Below are 19,471 nucleotides of genomic sequence, written 5' to 3'. Positions count from 1 at the left end.
TGTTATCGGCCCTAATAGATTGGAAAAAGGGATTTTTATAATGCAGCCATCCAATGCATACTCCTATATCGTATAAATATGATTTCAATAAGATAAATATGATTTTAAATCAGAAATACTTTTTATCCTTTGATCATGAGCATCTTTATTTCGCATCATCAAAGCGTATGCATTATTAAAACCGATCGGTTTTAACCATTTTACACCATATTTATCTTTAAATTCTTGTTGAACATAATCATATGTTTTTTCCGGGTTTTGGGTCACCTCTTTCATATTTTCTTGTGTCGTATTTAAGAGGACCAATAGTCCAGTACCGGTATACTCCGGATAGAGATCGATTGCATCATTCATGAGCGCATCAAAGCAAATTTTAGTACCCCCTAATCCTGTTTTTGTTTCCACGGCATAGGAGGTATGTCCTTCAATTAGCATTTTGTATAATGCCGCAAGAATATACTGTTCTCCAAAAATTTTAGAACCAATTCTTATCTTTCCTGCATTAAGTTGGCCGGCACCTTTATATAGATGTATGGACTTTAAAAAGTCTTGTGCTACTTTTTCCGGTGTTTGCTGTAGAAAATCAGTTTTATAATTCATTTCTGTCATCAAGGAATCATTGATCTTACCCGCTAATAGATCAATAACAGGTTCTAAATCTGGATATTTTAGTAATGTTTTTGATTTAATGATTGGTGCAGCATAGTAAGGTGGAAATATTTTTTTATCATCTTCTAATACGTTAAGGTCAAATGCCTTTATTCGTCCGTCTGTCGAATAGCCACTAATCACATCCAATTTACCTTCATGGATAGCTTTGTACATAATCGCATCACTGATAATTTTTGGATTCATGTACAAGCCATATACCGCACGTAAGCCGAGATCACCATCTTGTCTACCCATAAACTCTGGAGTAAAACCTGCTTTTAATTTGTTTGATGTAGGGGAGGGCCAAAAATAAGATGCAAGAGCAATTATGGTTATCAATGAGCTGATTACACGCCATCGATTTAAATTTCTAAATTTTAAACGTTGCAAAAAAGCGATAGTCTGATCCAAAAAAATGGCTAGAAATGCTGCCGGAATTGCGCCCGCTAATATCATATTACTATTGTTGAGTGATATACCTCCGAAGATAAATTCACCCAGCCCACCAGCGCCAACAAATGAAGCCAAAGTTGCAACTCCTACATTGATCACCGTAGCGGTTCTGATTCCAGCAAGTATGACGGGCATTGCCAAGGGGAATTGTACTTTAAATAATAATTGGCGTGAATTCATACCCATCGCTTTTCCTGCTTCCATCACATTGGTACTAACTCCAGTAATGCCTGTATACGTGTTTCGAATAATTGGCAACAGCGCATAAATCAATAATGCTACAATTGCAGGAATTGCTCCTATACCAAAAAAAGGAATCATAAAACCGAGCAATGCAATACTCGGTACTGTTTGTAAAATGCCTGCTATACCCAATATAAAATGGGCTAGTTTTTTCTTTCTTGATATCAATATACCGAGTGGAATACCCACAATAATAGCAAGCAAGAGCGATGAAAAGGTCAATCCCAGATGCTGTATGACCTGCATGAACAGTTTTTCATGTTGCTCGACAACAAAGGTCCAAAAGTTTTGTTTCATCATGCTATTTGCATTTTTCTGTAAGCAGCAAATGCTTTTGAAAGTTTTTCATAACGATCAAAGTCATGCTTATCTGTACTCAAATGTTGTAAAGCCGACCATACCGTTGATTGTGCTGAAAGGCTTGATTGTATGATATCCTGAATATGGAACATCTTCTCGAGATCTGCTAGGGTTGTTACTTTATGTTCTAACAATAATCTATTGCTAGCAAAAAAATCACTTACAAAATTATTTTTAGGATGATAGATCATTTCTTTTGGAGTCCCAATTTGAAGGATTTTTCCCTTGTCCATTAAAGCGATTCGATGACCAAGTTCAAAAGCCTCCTGCACATCGTGAGTCACTAAAATAGTCGTTTTATTTTTTAATTCATCCAGCGATTTAAACGCGGTATGAATTTCGGATTTAGTAATATTGTCCAGTGCACCAAATGGCTCATCCATTAAAAGGACAGGTGTATTGGCAATTAAGGCTCTGATGATCCCTACCCGTTGTTGTTGTCCACCACTTAATTCATGTGGATATCGGATTAACATATCCGTAGAAAGATGCAATTTATGCATCAATTCATATGTACGGTTTTGAATATGTTTTTTATCCCATTTCAATAGCTTTGGAACTGTGGCGATATTTTCTTGAATGGTATAATGTGGAAACAACCCCGTATTTTGCATGATAAATCCTATTCCCATCCTGAGATCTTCCATTTTTTTATCCCGTATATTTTGACCATTGATCGAGATATGACCCGTATCCGTTTCGATGAGCCGATTGATCATTTTGAGCGTCGTTGTTTTACCGCATCCGCTAGTTCCTAAAAGAATCAAGATTTCTTGGTCAAAAGCTTCAAAGGATATTCCATCGACAACAGATCGTCCTTCATAATGCTTTGAAATAGACTCTACTTTAATCATAAGCTATAACTCATTTTGCAAGTCTTATACCAGTAAATTGCCATTGATGATGAGCGTGAAAGAAATTTCGATATGTCTTTCTACTATGTCCTTGGGAGGTAGCTTCTGAGGCCCCTCTTAAAACCATTTGGTTGACCATAAATTTGCCATTGTATTCACCTACTGCACCTGCTTCCTTTTTGAATCCAGGATAGGGAAGATAAGCACTTCCGGTCCATTCCCAGCGTTCGCCCCAGTTTAGCAGATCAGCGGAGATTTCCCATTCCGCTTCTGTCGGCAAACGCATTCCTTTCCAATTCGCATAAGCAGTAGCTTCATAAAAGTTCACATGGTTGACAGGAGCATTCAGATCCAGTTCTTGTAAACCAGCAAGTGTATAATGCATCCATTGATGATCAATTTGATGCCAATATAAAGGTGATCTTCGCTGAGAGGTTTTTACCCAATCCCAACCCTCGGCATGCCAATGATTAAATTCAAGATAACCACCAGCTTCCATAAATTCTAGATATTCGCGATTACTAACCAAGCGATTCGCAATTTCAAAATCTCCAAGATATACACGATGCCGCCCAAGTTCATTGTCAAAGCAAAAACCTGTACCTTCAAATCCTATTTCGTATATACCTTCACGGAAGTTTATCATTTCCATAGCCTTCAATTCAGCTGTGGGAGAAATGCTATCTTGCAAATAAGGAGGGAAAAGTGGATTATGACCTAAGATATATTTAATATCGGTGATGAGCAATTCCTGATGTTGTTGCTCATGATTGAGTCCCAGTTCTAATAAAATAGCAATAGGTTCTGATAGATGAAATTTTTGATCAAAAAATAGCTGCATCTGTTCATCAACATATGCTCTATATTGATAAATATCGGCTACCGAAGGACGGCTCAAATTTCCACGATCTGTTCTGATCACACGCGCACCTACAGTCTCATAATAACTATTGAAAACATAATTATACTGTGGATCGAAAGTTTGGTATCCGGTGAAGTATGGAATTAATAAAAAAGTTTCAAAAAACCATGTAGTATGACCAAGATGCCATTTTGGAGGACTTACATCGGCAATGGGTTGTACCACATAGTCTTCGATAGCTAAAGGAGCGCAAATATGGACAGAATGATTTCTGATCGTCCTATATTTTTCTTCTAAATCGATGATGTGCTTGCTTACTGTATCTGCTGTTTTCATGTTACAATTTTTTATTTGACTTGCCAAATGACATCTACAAACCAATGTTTTGAATCGTACAGTTCCTTTACAGGATTAAAACCTGCTTGATGAGCAAGCTGTCGAATATCGTTATCGGAGAATTTCTGAGATATTTCCATATAGATCGGTTCATTTTCTACAAAGGAAATGTGCTGATTATCTATGATTACTTGTTGTGCCGCAAGACTGATGAGATAACTTCGACAGGCACCGCTGAGCGGATCATAGGTTTGATAATGCTCGAATAGATTCAGATCAAAATTAGCTTCCAGTTCCCTATTGATGCGTGCAAGAAGATTTAAGTTAAATTTTGCCGTAATGCCGCTAGGGTCATCGTAAGCATTTAATATGGTTTGAGGGTGTTTCTTTAAATCAAAACCAATGACCAGGTAATCGCCTACGTTAAGTTTTTGCCGCAATGAGGCACAAAACTGTGCGGCTTCTTCCAGTTCCATATTACCAATATTGCTTCCTAAAAACAAAACCACTTTGCGTCTTGAAGATAATGCCATAGCTTGATCGATCATCTCAAAATATTCACCTTTAAGACAAGTGATTTCAAGATTTGGTATGGATTTATTGAGATTTGTTTTTAAAAGAGACAGAATATTTCCTGATATATCGATAGGCATGTAACTGAAATTGACATCTTGATCAATCAGATGTCTCAGTAAGTAAGAAGATTTCATAGCATCACCAGCACCTAATTCAATCAGATCAAAAGGCTCCTCATCAGCTTTTATAAAATGAGCAATATCTGCCGTTTTATTTTTGAATATATCGAGTTCGCAATTGGTCAAATAATAGGTTTGCATAGCCATAATTTGTTGAAATAGATTATCGCCAATGCTATCGTAGAAGTATTTGGAAGATAATTTCTTCGGAGTGTTGCCTAAATCTTCTAATACTTCCTGACGAAATTTCTGAATAGTTTGACTAATATTATCTTGTTGGTGTTCGCTTTGCAGACCAAATTTCATTATGTCGTAATTTTTAATTTGTTATCGATGAAAAGTTCGACGGTTTCTATCGTTCTACTGTTATAACATATGAAAACTATGACTTGTTTGCAATATCGGATATTGTTAAAAAAGTAAAGCCATTTTTTCAAGGGCTTTATACGACTTAATTTGAACTATTATAATTTTAGGAAAGATAATCAGTCGGTTTTTATGATATTTTTATTTGGCTTTTGCTATCTTTTTTTTCTTTTTCTTCATTTTATTGATCCAAATAATAGTACCGGTAATCGGTAGCGAGGCACAGATCAAACCCACGATAAATGTTAGGATTTTGGTTAACATTCCGCCATAACTTCCTACATGAAGATCATAATTCATTGCACCAATTTTATCACCGATCGGAGCATTTTGAGACTGTTTCAGTTTTTCAATTTGACCGCTTGTTTGATTAAAATAATACCAAATGAATTCTCCAGTACGCTCCTCTGAAAACCGTACTTGTATATCCTGAGATTCGGCAATTGATTTGCGTAAGCGGATTGACATCATCTCTGCTTGAGGATGTTTGGATAAGGTGTAATGCAGGGCATTATCTATAGTTTTTGATTGATTTTGAGGTACATAATCAAAGTTGTTTTGTGGTGGTAGTTTTTTTGTATCCCCCAGATGATTGAAAGCATTCACATAAAATTCTTTAAAAGCAGGGAAAGTAAACGCAATACCTGTTGTTGCAATTAGAAGAGCAAAGATTAAACTATAAAGTCCCAAAATCTGATGCAAATCATAATTTAATCGCTTCCATTTCACGTTGAAATCAAACCAAATCTGTCTTTTTATTTTTTTTAAACTCCATTTTTTGGGCCACCATAGAACAATGCCTGATAGTAGAATAATAATAAATATAATAATAGAAATTCCTACGACCCAATGACCGATCTTTTTCCCCAACAGGAGGTTCATATGTAACTGCAATATCACTTGGAAAAATTCAGTTTTGGAATTTTCCACTACTTGTACCTGACCCGAATAAGGATTTATAAATACCCGCTTATGATAAGTGAAATATTGATGATGACCAATACCCTGTTCATTCGTTTTTACAGCACGAAAAACCCATGTTCTGTTTGGAGAAAGATAAAGATCTGCACGGCTGATATTTTCACCTTCAGGTAAAGCTTTTTGAGCAATGTCTATCAGTTGGGTAAGGGGTAGGAGCTTACTATGATCGGATTGCGGTTCATGCGTATAATATTTTTGCGGATAGATGATTAATTTAAGCTCGTCATAGAATACATAAAAACAGCCAGATAAGCTTACAATGAAAACGACTAGACCTGTAAACAAGCCTAGCCATTTGTGTAACCATAGTATACCTTTTTTAATCATTCTTAAAACTGGTAATAAAGGTTCACCGAAGTCACAGTACCGCTTCCTTTCACATACTCTGCATCTAAAGCACGATATTGACTCACTGTAGGGTAGTAAGATGTGTTGAATAAATTTTCTATTCCTAAACCTATTCTCCAGTTTTTATTAAATTTATAGTTACCCGATAAATTGAAAAGATCTACATGACTGATAGGTCCTTCACTATTGTTGTATTTTCCTTTATCATTAAGCGCAAATCGATCCCTAGACCCTGTATGTATCCAAAACAATTGTACGTTTAATTGTTGGTTGGGTTTATAGTTAATAAATCCTGTTGCTTTTGGTGGTGCAATGCGGGAGCCATTCAGATAAATTTTAGTGCCATCATCCATTTTTGCTTTTCCTTCCACATAAGCATAACTACCACCTAAACTTAACTGTTCACTAAGCTGAGCATCTAGTGCGATTTCATAACCTTTTACCTCTTCAGGCTCACGTTGTGGCATGAGAAATCCACCGACATCAACTAAGTTTACACCTAAATCCGAAGTACTGATATAATAAGAAGCTGATACATTGAATATGCTGAAACGACTAGAAAAACCCGCTTCATAATTATTGGTAATGATAGGATCTGTTTCTAGATTTCCGATCGTGTTTTCTGTAGCTCTGCGTAAGATACGGCCCAATTCATTGATGGCAAAGGCTTGTGAAAAACTCACAAAGGGATTGAAATAATCGTATTTTGTATACCGTAAACCGGCATTGAACATCGTCGCCTTATAAGGAATATTTCCACCACTCACCATAATGCTACCTTCGCCATTAGCACCTGTAGCGATCGTATTGAAATCATGGATCTTAACAGTCGCATTTTCATAGCGAACCCCTCCTTTGAAGATTAGATTTTCAACTAGATCTGCTTTTAACTGTACATATGGTGCAAAGTTAACCATATTCATTTTAGGAATGTATACACGGCCATCTGTCAAATCTTGATAGGTGACATCTTTTAATAAATCCAAACCATAGGTTATTTCGGTCGGGATAGTAAAAAGTTGAAATGGTGTATTTAAATTGACTCTTAATCCTTTTTTATCCGAGTTGATCATCGTTTGGCCAGGACCATACCAAGCCGTTCCGCTAGCAACGTATCTATTCATGGATCTAAATGAATTCAAATAAGCTGTTACATCTAATTGCGTGGATTGAAAGAGATTATTTTTGGAGTAGCTCAGCATGGCATTGTGATTGTAAGGCGTACCAGCAGGTTTACCTGGTTCTTCGCCCACGACCCCGATGGTAGGCGATTGACCGTACACATCATTTTTACTGATATATTGAGCTCTTTGTGTGCTCCCGTAATAGTTATAGAATCCGGTCAAGGTACTGCTTGAGTCAATTTTATAACCAATTTTCGCAAATCCATTATATTGATAAGAGTTCGATAGACCATCTGTTTGTCCGAGCGGGAGACCATCGGAATCCCTTTGTAAACCAGTGTAATCTACAGATCCGGATACGGTGTAGCTCCACCTTTTCACTTGACCTAATAATTGTTGCGAAAATCTATACCCGATCGTTTCTTTTGGATCAAATGGATTGATTGATGTCCCCAATTGGGTTTGCCCGCCTATCTTTTTACCATCGCTGTTTTTTTTCGTGATATAATTGATGATACCTCCACCTGAACCATTACCATAAATGGAAGTAGCACCTTTTATCACTTCGATACGTTCAATTACACTGGGGTCGATAGTTCGTAGGTCACGTGCTCCATTCATAAGCGGTGTTGATTGTGGGATTCCATCAATTAATATGAGCACAGCACGTCCACGTAGTGTTTGTCCCGAATTGGTTGCTTTATTGGTAGAGGTGCCCAGCCCAGGAATCGCATTTCCTAATACCGAGGCCAAGTTATTGGTAATATTAGTCTGCGCTTGAATATCTTGTTGGTTCAGAATCGTAATAGAGGAGGGGATAGTTGAAATGCTTTCTGGTTTTCGACCTGCTGTCACCACGATCTCATCAAGTACATGCGTGCTTGCCACTAAAATAATGTTTAAAGCATCATGAAGCATCTGGTTTGATATTTTGAGCGTTTGCTCACGAAAACCCACAGCAGAAACCGATAGTTTTTGATTCACAATTTTTTCATTCGTTGTCCTTAGCAAACCACTTGTATCCGTACTTCCTAGAAACTGTTGATTAAGAAGGATTGTGGCACCAGCAATTGGATTACCTTTTTCTGTTTTGACATGTATAAGCATCTGTTGGGCTTCACATATGAAAACAAATAGCTGAAAGGCCGCAAACAGTAGGAGATATTTCCATCTTTCTTGGATGGATCTGAATGAAATAAGCATCTGTATTGTTCTATATTAATTTAGATTTGTTCTAAACAGAGGCAAATATACAATCTATTTGATTCGAGTAAAATTTTTTTTCAGTTTTTTTGGTCAATAATGTGATTTTTTTTAGGCTATTAAAAAAGGCCGCTCTAAAATACGATGATTTAGAGCGACCTTTTTTGTTTGTACCGACATTGCTATTGGCATTCTTTATTTTATAGTTTGGTTTCCTATATCCATTGTTTATAAGCTTTTTTAAGCTTGATGATGATCAGTGTAACAAACCCTAAAAATGCAAAAATAGCGTAGCCTATTCCAATTTCAGTTTGGGTATCTGGATTCACGAGACTCACGACAATATAGCTTAATGCCGAAGTGACCAGATACGTAATACCTCCTGCGAGTCCACCTGCTATTCCAGCTGATGAAGGAAAACGACCCAGGCAGTACCCAAAATAGTTATTGAATATAAATCCCGCAGTCACATGGATGAGAAAAGCAAATAACGATAAGGTGTAAATATTGGTGGCATATGGTGATATGAAGATCATCACAACGATAAAACCTATTTGTAGATAATTAGCTATTTGTAATTTTGGCAACAAAGATTTCTGGATAAGGGCTCGCCCTATAAATCCACCCGACATCCATGCAAGTCCCATCAGTAATGAAATGTAGCCGGTCGTAATAGAACTAAAGCCTAGGTTGTGCTCGATAAAGAACGGTCCACTGAGATTATAAAACATGACCAATCCATAACTTATACCACACATCAATACACCGAAGGTAAAATCTTTGGTTTGAAGCATGGTTTTAAATTCGGTCACTAAATAATTCAGTTGTAGCGGGTTCTTTTTACGTATAGTTTCGGCAGAAAAAATCAGTTCCAATACAAATAGAATAGCACTATATGCTGCCAGCAACATAAAGTTCGAGCGCCATCCAAATTGTGCTTGTAAATAACCACCGATAAAAGGTGCGATGATTGGGGCTAATGACCATACGATAGTAATAGCGCTTAAGTAACGTTTTCTTTCTTCCCCTTCATATACATCCACAAAATAGGCGCGCTTTGAAACAACGACAAATGCAGATAAAATCCCCTGCAATATGCGCATCAGATAAATAACCAAGATATTGTCTGTTGTGGCAGTTACCCAAAAACTTAAGGTAAAGAGAAAAAGTGAAATTAAAGTAATCCGGTATCTTCCCCAAGCATCAACAAGGGCACCCGTAAAAAATTGAGCGATCCCATAGCTGATTAAGAAAAGTGATAAGGTAAGTTGAATATTGCTTTCAGCCAATCCAAGCTCTTGCGCCATCTGCGGCATTGATGGTAAATAGATATCGGTAGCCAAACCTGAAATCGGTACTAATGCAAAAGCAATTAGTGTCGGTGCAAATGATTTTTTTGAATGTATAGTATTGCTTTGCATGTAACTCTTTTTATTGAAAAAATGAGGTGGGTAGATAAAGGGAAACCCATGTTGGGCAAAGGTATAAAATTCAACAATGACGTGTACTTGTTTTTACTGCAAGTGCAGCGTTACATGATCTATAAAAGCAATTGAATGTTCTATATAAATTTTATGGTATATAGGGTGTTAGATGATTTGTTGTTAATTATAGTGTTGATAATGAGTGTGATGATTTTTTTTATGCTGATTGATAATCGTTTTAAGACCTTTGTTAATCAGCATCCTGATAAAGAAATGACATCCTTTCTTACCATTTGTTTGACATTTAAATGATGTTATTTGCGGTTATGATGCTATTACTAATATGCTTGGAGATATTGATTATTGAACATAATTTATGAAAATATCCAGCGATATCGTTTTCGTATTTAATATCTATATTTATATCAATCAGCTTAATTTATTAATAATATTCATTTATACTTGTACGATCAACAGCACCAGTGGACTGCTATTATGATTAATTTAAACCAGAACTCATTATTATGAACATCTTGTTGCGCTTCAAAGAATGGTTATTATTGATAGGCATATGCTTTAGTTTCTTATCATACGGGCAAAAACAACCCCCTAATATTATATTTATATTGACCGATGATATGGGGTATTCCGATTTAGGTTCTTATGGCAGTCCGAATATTCAGACTCCATTCTTAGATTCATTAGCAAGCAAAGGTGTACGGGCTACAAATTATGTCGTTTCCACTCCTTCATGTACACCATCTCGCGCATCGCTATTGACCGGGCGCTATGCTTCTCGCTATAACTTGCCTCAGCCGATCGGTCCTGGTTCTGATTTAGGTCTACCTGATGCTGAGGTAACGATCGCTGAAATGTTAAAACAGCGGGGCTATCGAACAGCTTTGGTAGGAAAATGGCATCTTGGTGATAAAGCAGAATCGCTACCCAATGCACAAGGATTTGATTTCTTTTATGGGATGCTATATAGTCATGATTACCGTGCCCCATATGTCAAAACGGATACAGTGATTAAACTTTTTAGAAATCGTACTCCTGAAGTATTTGCACCTGATGACTCAGATCTTAGTCAACATTATCATCGTGAAGCGCTTCAATTTATCAATAAGCAAAAAAAAGACAAACCGTTCTTTTTGTATTATGCCCATAATTTTCCACATCTTCCATTGGCATTTTCAAACAAGAAAAATCCTTATGCTAATGCACAAAATGCGGGTACCCTTGGGGCGGTGTTGTATGAGCTGGATCAATATATTGCTCAATTATGGCACGCATTAGAAGCGAAAGGTCTGGATAAAAATACCATCTTGATGTTTTCAAGTGATAATGGACCTTGGATAGAATATCCAGCACGTATGGCAGATGATGGCGAGACGAAAAACTGGCATGTCGGAACTGCAGGAGTATTTAAAGGCTCGAAAGCGCTGACTTATGAAGGCGGTGCGCGCGTCCCTTTTATTGTTTTCGGAAAGGGGATCATTCCTGAAGGAAAAGTTATTCGTTCTTCTATCAGCAATCTAGATATTTTACCAACTATTGCTTCTTGGACAGGATCTTCTTTACCAGATAGAAAATTGGATGGCCAATCGATTCGTACTTTGCTAGAAGGCAAGGATCCTGATTTACATTATAATCACAGACCGATATTTTTGGTCAATTACGGTAAGCCAGAGGCAGTAAAGGTTGGCGATTGGAAATACAGGATTGTCAAACAGCGAACCAATTTGATATCAGGTAAAACCGAAGAAACGGTTGAAGAATTGTTTAATGTTGCATGGGATCCTAGCGAACGGACCAATTTGATCCATCAATATCCAGAAAAAATGGCAGAGCTGAAAACGGTATTTGCTTCTTTTGATCAAACAGAATAATTTTTCAGTATCTCCTATAACCTCAAATCAAATGATTAAGATAATTTGATTTGAGGTTTCAAACCCATAGTATTAATTTAGGCAATATCTTCGAAGTGGAATGGGAAATTTTCTCCCATAATGTTTCTATATTCGCTAGCAAAGCTTTGAAAACGTATACGGGCTTCTTGTGTCAATTTTAAAGCAAGCATTGCCCTAATTTGCATAAATAATACCTGTTCATGGAGTGGATCAAACATAAATATAACTTCAGCCAATGCTATACTATCGTTGTAGGCATGTGCCTCCATACTGTGATAGAGTTCTGCGATTAAAAGTGGTATTATATTTTTCTCCAGATCAGCCTTAGTCGAATCGAAAATAGGTTGATTGGTACTCTGTAAAAACTTTCCCCTTCCTAGTAAATGAATTAACTCATCTCTGTTTTCCGTAATGTTAAGAGATGAAGTCAGTTCCATGCATCTCGTGTAATCACAATAGAAATCGGCATCTTGTTCTATTTTAAAACGTCCTTTTTCATAGCGTAATTCTATTCCATCTAATTCGCTTAATGCTTTTCTTAAATGATTGATCGTCACACCCCTTGAATTTTTGACTTTATCTTCAGATTTGTCTGGCCAAACCAGATGACTCAATAATGCGGACGAAATTCCAGATTCACCCTGGTGTGTCAAAATCAAACAAAAGACTTGTTTCAGTCGGGTGCTAAATAAATGGGAGATATCCTTTTGATTGCGATCAAATACCTTAAATTCTCCAAACAAATAGATTGCATTGGCTCTAGAGTTGTTTTTCCATATAATTGCATCCGTAGTAATGGGTTTTAATTGATCGATGGGGGCTAATGGTTCAGTCTCGATCAACGCATGTTCCTTAGTCCTATCAGCTTCATTTTCGGGTATTGGAAAGGCAGCAGGTCCATCAAATTTCTTTTTCTTTAATCTTTTGATAATACTATAACTTGCTGTTCCGATAAGCGCCCCTAGCAGCACTAAAATCACATACTTTACTTTATTATCCTTTTTTGGATAGTTACTTAACTCAGCTTCTGAGATAGGAGGAGAATTTAAAGAATAGATTTTCAAGGTTGATTTGATATCATCACTTGACTCCTGTACCAAAGCGAGTAGACGACCAAGTTGATGATCATAGTAAAGCTGTGCCCGAGTTGAAATCTTATCCGAGTAGATCAACACGGAGTCACCTAATATTTCATAGCTTCCATCTTGAATTGAAAACCGATAAAGCTTGATTGCTGATCGGGTTAAGTGCTCAGGGTAGCATAAAGCATAGAAATGTGACTGATCGGGAAATACAATTCCTCTTGCAGGTACGACGTGTTTATCTTTCCATGCAATGTCCCACATCTTGGTTACCTTCTTCGTATCTAAGTTAATTTTATAGAGATCATAATAGTATTTTCTTCCCACGATGTGCTCCCCAGATTCGTTGCCCATACCCCCAAAAATATAAGCTGTACGACTATTTTCCATGTAACCAGCCGATAGAAAATAGCGGGGAAAGAGTTTCTCTCCTGCAAGATCATCCAATTTTTGCCACTTGGAAGAGTCAATGGCATATTTATAAAATTGGTCACTATAGGACATGTTTCCATACCCTCCGAAGATGTAATATTGCTTTTCTTGCTGATCAAAAAAGAACCCATGGTGATGTAGCTCCTTTTGCACCCGGTCATAGCTTTCAATAGTCCAAGTAAAGTTATCCAGATTAAGACTTGCAACGGTTGGGCCATCATAGGGATAGTTATGATATAATTCATAGACATACAGCTTATTTGCTTTTACATCTAGAAAGTTTGTTGCTTGAATCAAGTCAACAGGGCATTGTTTTTGAAAAGCAACTTTTCGAGTATCATTCGTTTTAATATTATGAATGAATATCGAATCGCGATTGAAATAATAGATTTCTTTTCTGATGTCATGATAAGTAGACCCTGCTTGAGTCGACGAATGAAAGGTGTTCACTAATTTCCACTGGTATGAATCATTGATTAACCATTCCGGATTGGTTACTAATCCATAACTATTTCCTTCAAAGTCATGAACGATATGACCTTCATTTTCTCGTAATGGAAATATATATTTGGTGTTTTTATTTCCAATGGACAGATTTTTAATCCCCATATTCGGTACATCGATCAGGTAATCACTTTTTCCAAAAGTAATGATTGGAAAATAAGGATTAGAAAGTGCAATTTTTTCGGATGAAAAAACTTTGTTTTCTATTTGAAGTTTAAAAATACCCTGTAGGAGATCAAAAGTTAATTTAACCGGAAACCAAGTGTTATTATTTAATAATCGACGATCTATTTTAGCGGTGATCAAACTACTTTTTCCTTCTTCATTTAGTCTGAAGATGCATTGATCTTTTTCTTCATCGTAAAAGAGATTATAAATAGTGTTATTTTCCTTGTTTTGAACTCTGAGGATATTCCCAAGTGAATTAGTCTCATAGATAGATAGTTGAAAGTCAATGTCAAATGATCCTTCAAATGAAATATTTTTTTTCGCAAATACTTCATAAGATGTGCGTTTATCGATTGCATGATGACCTCCGTTAAATTTAAGTCCCTGTGAAAAGGCTAGCGTCGGCAGGAAAAAGTAAATAGCAAAATATATATAATAGAGTCTCATACAGAGCAATCAAAAACTTAAATCAGAAAGGATGGACGCATGATGCCTTTTTAAAAGGCGACTGCATCAAACCTCTAGCTGATTTAATGGTTAGTAACTAATTTGTCAACATCTTAATGCCCTAAAAGTATACAAAAAAACAATCAAATGAAATAAAAGCTTTGTTACATTTTTGCTGATTTTTTGATGTTTTCAATAGGCTATGCCATTAAAATACGGTGGGGTTATGGTTTTATTTTTATGTATTAACCCCTTTTTAACCCTAAAATTAATCGACTCCACGTATCTTGTTCCAGAATTTAATGCTCTCATCATGGGCACAATTCTGACTAATTATAAACCAGATACTTCTTATGAAATTTTTAAGAAAGCTGCAAAGCATTTTTATTCATGCTATGCCACTGTTTGTACAGTTTTGTTTTTTAATGCCTACTCATGCCGCGATGCCAATGGGCAGAAATGGTGAGAATGTGCCAGATTTACAAACTCAAAATTTATTACGTTCGATTCAACTTGTTGACAAATCTGTTTCCACTTATTTTTCAGGTGATGAGATGACCATGGCTAGATTTTACAATCCGGACACCAAAGAGCATTCTACAGAAAGAGGTAGTGTGTGGATGTATACGGCATCTATGGAAGCTGTCAATGCTGTCTTGACAAGTCTTAAGCTCCAAAAGGAAAACGGTAATACAATTTTGTATGATCAACATTATAATCGTTATGTCGATTTGTTAAAGAAACTATTTAATAATGCTGATTATTATCTAGGCACTTTTACGCTGACTTCATTTACACAAGAAAAAGAGTGGGCTGTTTACGCGGTAGACCGTGTTCGGGAAAAAGGTAAAGCGAATGTTGGCGGTATATTGAATGTCTATGATGACCAGATGTGGCTTGCCCGTGAATTATTAGATGCCTATCATCTCACGAATGATCAGATCTTTTTAGAGAAGGCTGAGTATTTGACGGCATATGTACTTGATGGCTGGGATAGTACGCTAGATGATAAAAATAAAGAGCATGGTGGTATTCCTTGGGGACCCGGTTATGTGACCAAGCATGCTTGCAGCAATGGCCCCATGGTTAGCCCTTTAGTATGGCTACATGAAATTTATAAGCATAAATCTGATCAGATCGAGCATCGCTATGTCGATAAAAAAGATAAAAAATCACGCCGTTCCAAAATGGTCAATAAAGGTGATTATTATTTAAGTTTTGCACAAAAAGTTTACGATTGGCAAAAACGCTATCTTTTAAACAATCAAGGTGTCTATACAGATATGATGGGAGATTGTTCCCCAGATTGTACTATCGCATATGAAACTGTCCATGGAACGAGATACCGGGCAAATACATTCTTGAAAACTGCTGTAGGTCCCTCATTTTCCTATAACAGCGGGACGATGATTTCTGGAGCTGCAGATCTATATCGCGTAACAAAATCAAAAAAATACAGGGAAGATGGTCAATCATTATCTCATGCTAGTTTCCAGTATTTTGCCAAACTAGGAAAACAGATTCCAGCATATTATACTTACGAATCCTCGGGATTCAATAATTGGTTCAACGGTATCCTACTCCGAGGATTCTTTAATATTTATACCTATGATAAAAAAGCGGGAAGTTACATGGACTCTTTTCAAAAGAATCTGGATTATGGTTATGACCACTTCTTGAAGGATGGGTTTTTACCAACAGATTTATTAATGGGTTGGGACAGCGATCAAAACAAAAATAATCTGGAAGGTATGTTTATGTTTACCTATGCTGCGCAATATGCTATTTTATCGCAATACGAATTAGACAAATCGAAATAAACCTAAATAAGACTATGATGATAAAAACATTTAAAATTGGGGGGGCTATAGGGTTTTTACTACTGTTGCTCACACTTTGTGTTCCTATAACAGGTTGGGCACAGCAAGCATCTATCACAGGAAAGGTGCTGAATAGCAGCAATCAACCACTAGCTGGTGTTCTGGTTAGTGTACAAGGAGCAACTGTAAAAACAGAAACAGCGACCAATGAGGACGGCAGTTATTCCATACAGGTTACTGATGGAGCTTCTCTATTATTTAAGTTCATTGGTTATGAGTCCAAAGAAGAAGTTATTGGGGCAAGAAAGACCATTAATGTCATCTTGATGACCGATGAAACTGAATTGGAAACAGTTGTGGTCGTCGGTTACGGGACACAGAAAAAGATGACGTTAACCGGAGCTGTTGCTGGTGTAAAAGGGTCTGAAATGCGACAGACTAAAAATGAAAACCCACAAAATATGCTTGCTGGTCGTATTGCTGGTGTGCGTGTTTGGCAAAAAAGTGCCGAACCAGGTGCATTTAAAGCCAATTTTGATATCCGTGGTATGGGGGCGCCTTTGGTAATTATTGATGGAGTTCCCCGTACTTCCGAAGATTTTCAGCGTCTAAATCCTAGTGATATTGAAGAAGTTTCGGTTTTGAAAGATGGATCTGCGGCAATCTATGGTGTACGGTCGGCAAATGGTGTCGTTTTAGTTACGACAAAAAAGGGAAAAGAAGGCAAAGTATCTATCGGTTATAACGGTTCATTTACCTTCCAAAAGCCTTCTGGAATGCCTTTTTTAGCAAATGCATCTGATGCCATGACGATCTATAACGAAAAGTCGATGAACAACATCAATGGGGGAAGTCTAATTTATACGGAAAAAGATTTTGAAGACTTTCGAAATGGTACCCGCCGTGCCACAGACTGGACTTCACTGATCTTCTCCAAATTTTCACCACAGACACAACATGATATTAATTTTTCTGGAGGAAGCAGTAAAATACAGTATTATATTGGAGGGGGCTATTCCTACCAAGAAGGCTTTTTTAAATCGGGTGATCTCAATTATGATAAGTATAATTTACGGGCCAATATCAGCGCAGAATTAGCTAAAGGACTGAAGTTAGAATTAAATCTAAGTGGTATGGCCGATCAACAGAATAATCCATACACAAGTTCTGTCGATATTATTCGGAACTATTGGAAACAGGGTGTTTTATTTCCAGCTTATGCAGATCCTGAGAATACTAGATTGAATTATGAGGGGCTTGATTTGGAACAAAATACATTAGCGATGATCGACTCCGATGTATCTGGATATCGTAAATATAAAAAGAAGACATTTCAATCCTCTGCAGCATTACATTATGACTTCAGTAATTTATCGCAAGCTCTTACCGGATTCTCAGCTAAAGCATTAATTGGTTATGATTATCGCGTGGATAACAATGCGATCTTTAGAAAAGAATATTACCAATATGCCTATAATGCGGCTACAAATACCTACAATCAAAAATTATATAACCTCAGTAGTCCTAATCAGATGAAAAGAGAGTTTTTTGATAAACAGCAGCTATTGACACAATTTATCGTGAATTATGACCGTACCTTTTCGGAAAAGCATAAAATTGCGGGATTAGTAGGTTGGGAAACACAAAAGAATAATGGAGACAATTTTTATGGTGTTAAGAATTTAGCATTCGGTTCAGATCAATTATTAGCAGGAGTGGAAGATGGCCAGATGACATCGATGTATGGCGGATTGACCGACTATTATGATGAGGCAAAATCGGCCTTAATTGGAAGAGTTAATTATGATTTCGGAGGTCGTTATATTGCAGAATTTCAATTTCGATATGATGGCTCATCGCGATTTGCAAAAGGGCATCAATGGGGATTTTTCCCATCAGCTTCTGCTGCTTGGCGAATATCAGAAGAACCATTCTTTAAATCTATTAAAGCACTTTCATTTGTCGATCAATTGAAAGTAAGAGCAAGCTATGGTGTGCTTGGAGATGATTTGTCAAGCTCTTGGGATTTTGGTTGGATTCCTGGTTATATCTATCCTGCGACAAGTGGAAATGCCGAGAATGGTTATAACAATCAATATGCACCAGGTTACTTATTTGGAGATAAATTTATTACAGGAGTAAATCGTAAAGCTATTGCCAATGAGCTTATTACGTGGTATAAAGCTAAATCGTTTAATGTTGGTGTAGATTTCGAAGGTTGGAATGGCTTGTTCGGCTTTACATTAGATTATTTCGATCGGGTACGTTCTGGTTTATTCCAGCGTCGTAACAGTGAATTTCCGACTGTCATTGGAACCACAGCACCTTTAGAAAATGTAAATAGTGATCGTCATTTCGGATTAGAACTCGAGTTGAAACACCGTAATAAAATTAATGATTTTTCTTATAACCTTCGTGCCATAGCAACCATTACTCGAAATAAGTATTTGACCGCTGTGCAAAATGGGCCCTATAAAAATTCATATGATCGTTGGAGAAATGATAACTTAAATCAACGTTATCAAGGATTTCAGTTTGGATATGAAGGTGCTGGACGCTATGAGAATTGGGATGATATCCGCAATTATCCGATTTATAAAGAACGTGATCTATTGCCTGGTGATTATAAGTATTTAGATTGGAATGGGGATGGTGAAATTAGTGGCTTGGATGAACATCCATTTGCTTTGGATCAAACTCCTTGGTTAAATTATAGTTTAAATGTAGAAACAGCCTATAAGAATTTTGATTTAAATGTATTGTTGCAAGGATCTGCATTAGGATCAATGGAATATAAAGAGCCTTTGTATTCGATTTGGGGAACAAATGGCGGCGGAACTCTGGAGCAATACGTGGATCGTTGGCACCCCCTAGATCCAACGGCAGATCCTTACGATCCAAGTATCGAATGGGTAAAGGGTTACTACGGTTACACCGGTAGATATCCAAAATCAAACTCATCATTCAATCGTGTGAGTACAGCTTATTTGCGTTTGAAAAGTATTGAATTGGGCTATACTATTTCCAATTTAAGACCATCTTCCAATATGCGCTTACGTCTATTTGCTAATGCTTATAACTTGTTTACGATCACGGGTGTTAAGTTTGTTGATCCAGAGCATCCAGATGATGATTTAGGTCGGATGTACCCGCTCAATAAAACCTATTCTTTAGGTCTATCCCTTACATTTTAATCGGTTAATGATGT

General features: G+C 36.9%; 11 protein-coding genes. 3 read left to right on the top strand and 8 right to left on the bottom strand.

Going from position 1 to position 19,471, the window contains the following annotated elements; translation table 11 throughout:
* Window positions 1-84 precede the first annotated feature (84 nt).
* The 7 genes from AC06G9_RS15165 to AC06G9_RS15135 form a co-directional block, all read right to left on the bottom strand.
* Window positions 85-1,647 (bottom strand): ABC transporter permease/substrate-binding protein, encoded by a 1,563-nt coding sequence (locus AC06G9_RS15165; RefSeq protein ID WP_480956611.1) that lies wholly within the window; start codon window positions 1,645-1,647, stop codon window positions 85-87.
* Complete coding sequence (locus AC06G9_RS15160) at window positions 1,644-2,561, bottom strand: ATP-binding cassette domain-containing protein (protein ID WP_293927361.1); 918 nt, start codon at window positions 2,559-2,561, stop codon at window positions 1,644-1,646. The genes AC06G9_RS15165 and AC06G9_RS15160 overlap by 4 nt, the downstream gene beginning before the upstream one ends.
* Before the next feature lie 10 nt (window positions 2,562-2,571).
* Entirely contained in the window at window positions 2,572-3,759 is a 1,188-nt protein-coding gene (gene egtB / locus AC06G9_RS15155; RefSeq protein WP_293927364.1) for an ergothioneine biosynthesis protein EgtB, read from the bottom strand.
* Window positions 3,760-3,770: 11 nt separating this feature from the next.
* Window positions 3,771-4,760: an L-histidine N(alpha)-methyltransferase gene (locus tag AC06G9_RS15150; RefSeq protein ID WP_260948846.1), complete on the bottom strand. Its 990-nt coding sequence runs from the start codon at window positions 4,758-4,760 to the stop codon at window positions 3,771-3,773.
* 201 nt (window positions 4,761-4,961) lie between these two features.
* Complete coding sequence (locus AC06G9_RS15145; protein WP_293927368.1) at window positions 4,962-6,128, bottom strand: PepSY-associated TM helix domain-containing protein; 1,167 nt, start codon at window positions 6,126-6,128, stop codon at window positions 4,962-4,964.
* Window positions 6,129-6,130: 2 nt separating this feature from the next.
* The gene (locus AC06G9_RS15140) at window positions 6,131-8,476 is read right to left on the bottom strand and encodes a TonB-dependent receptor (protein ID WP_480956610.1); all 2,346 of its coding nucleotides are present in this window, start codon (window positions 8,474-8,476) and stop codon (window positions 6,131-6,133) included.
* 215 nt (window positions 8,477-8,691) lie between these two features.
* Complete coding sequence (locus AC06G9_RS15135) at window positions 8,692-9,897, bottom strand: MFS transporter (protein ID WP_293927374.1); 1,206 nt, start codon at window positions 9,895-9,897, stop codon at window positions 8,692-8,694.
* Window positions 9,898-10,424: 527 nt separating this feature from the next.
* On the opposite strand from AC06G9_RS15135, the gene AC06G9_RS15130 reads away from it, so the two are divergent.
* Window positions 10,425-11,789, top strand: coding sequence for a sulfatase-like hydrolase/transferase (locus AC06G9_RS15130; protein ID WP_293927377.1), 1,365 nt, complete (start codon window positions 10,425-10,427; stop codon window positions 11,787-11,789).
* A gap of 77 nt (window positions 11,790-11,866) precedes the next feature.
* On the opposite strand, the gene AC06G9_RS15125 is transcribed toward AC06G9_RS15130, so the two are convergent.
* Window positions 11,867-14,443, bottom strand: a complete 2,577-nt coding sequence (locus AC06G9_RS15125) for a hypothetical protein (protein ID WP_293927380.1) — start codon at window positions 14,441-14,443, stop codon at window positions 11,867-11,869.
* A 353-nt stretch (window positions 14,444-14,796) separates the two neighbouring features.
* Here AC06G9_RS15125 and AC06G9_RS15120 point away from each other — a divergent pair, with 353 nt between their 5' ends.
* Both AC06G9_RS15120 and AC06G9_RS15115 read left to right on the top strand, forming a co-directional pair.
* Window positions 14,797-16,263, top strand: coding sequence for a glycoside hydrolase family 76 protein (locus tag AC06G9_RS15120; protein WP_480956609.1), 1,467 nt, complete (start codon window positions 14,797-14,799; stop codon window positions 16,261-16,263).
* Window positions 16,264-16,277: 14 nt separating this feature from the next.
* Window positions 16,278-19,457 (top strand): SusC/RagA family TonB-linked outer membrane protein, encoded by a 3,180-nt coding sequence (locus AC06G9_RS15115; RefSeq protein WP_480956608.1) that lies wholly within the window; start codon window positions 16,278-16,280, stop codon window positions 19,455-19,457.
* Window positions 19,458-19,471: the final 14 nt, after the last annotated feature.

The organism is Sphingobacterium sp. MAE (genome assembly GCF_056711605.1).
Note: the sequence above shows the minus strand (reverse complement) of the source record. Positions and strands in the feature narration are given on the sequence as shown.

What these genes read in the sequence shown, in the direction of transcription:
- AC06G9_RS15140 (WP_480956610.1), bottom strand. Translation starts at nt 8,476, where the DNA reads ATGCTTATTTCATTCAGATCCATCCAAGAAAGATGGAAATATCTCCTA.
- AC06G9_RS15145 (WP_293927368.1), bottom strand. Translation starts at nt 6,128, where the DNA reads ATGATTAAAAAAGGTATACTATGGTTACACAAATGGCTAGGCTTGTTT.
- AC06G9_RS15165 (WP_480956611.1), bottom strand. Translation starts at nt 1,647, where the DNA reads ATGATGAAACAAAACTTTTGGACCTTTGTTGTCGAGCAACATGAAAAA.
- AC06G9_RS15135 (WP_293927374.1), bottom strand. Translation starts at nt 9,897, where the DNA reads ATGCAAAGCAATACTATACATTCAAAAAAATCATTTGCACCGACACTA.
- AC06G9_RS15120 (WP_480956609.1), top strand. Translation starts at nt 14,797, where the DNA reads ATGAAATTTTTAAGAAAGCTGCAAAGCATTTTTATTCATGCTATGCCA.
- AC06G9_RS15160 (WP_293927361.1), bottom strand. Translation starts at nt 2,561, where the DNA reads ATGATTAAAGTAGAGTCTATTTCAAAGCATTATGAAGGACGATCTGTT.
- AC06G9_RS15125 (WP_293927380.1), bottom strand. Translation starts at nt 14,443, where the DNA reads ATGAGACTCTATTATATATATTTTGCTATTTACTTTTTCCTGCCGACG.
- egtB (WP_293927364.1), bottom strand. Translation starts at nt 3,759, where the DNA reads ATGAAAACAGCAGATACAGTAAGCAAGCACATCATCGATTTAGAAGAA.
- AC06G9_RS15150 (WP_260948846.1), bottom strand. Translation starts at nt 4,760, where the DNA reads ATGAAATTTGGTCTGCAAAGCGAACACCAACAAGATAATATTAGTCAA.
- AC06G9_RS15130 (WP_293927377.1), top strand. Translation starts at nt 10,425, where the DNA reads ATGAACATCTTGTTGCGCTTCAAAGAATGGTTATTATTGATAGGCATA.
- AC06G9_RS15115 (WP_480956608.1), top strand. Translation starts at nt 16,278, where the DNA reads ATGATGATAAAAACATTTAAAATTGGGGGGGCTATAGGGTTTTTACTA.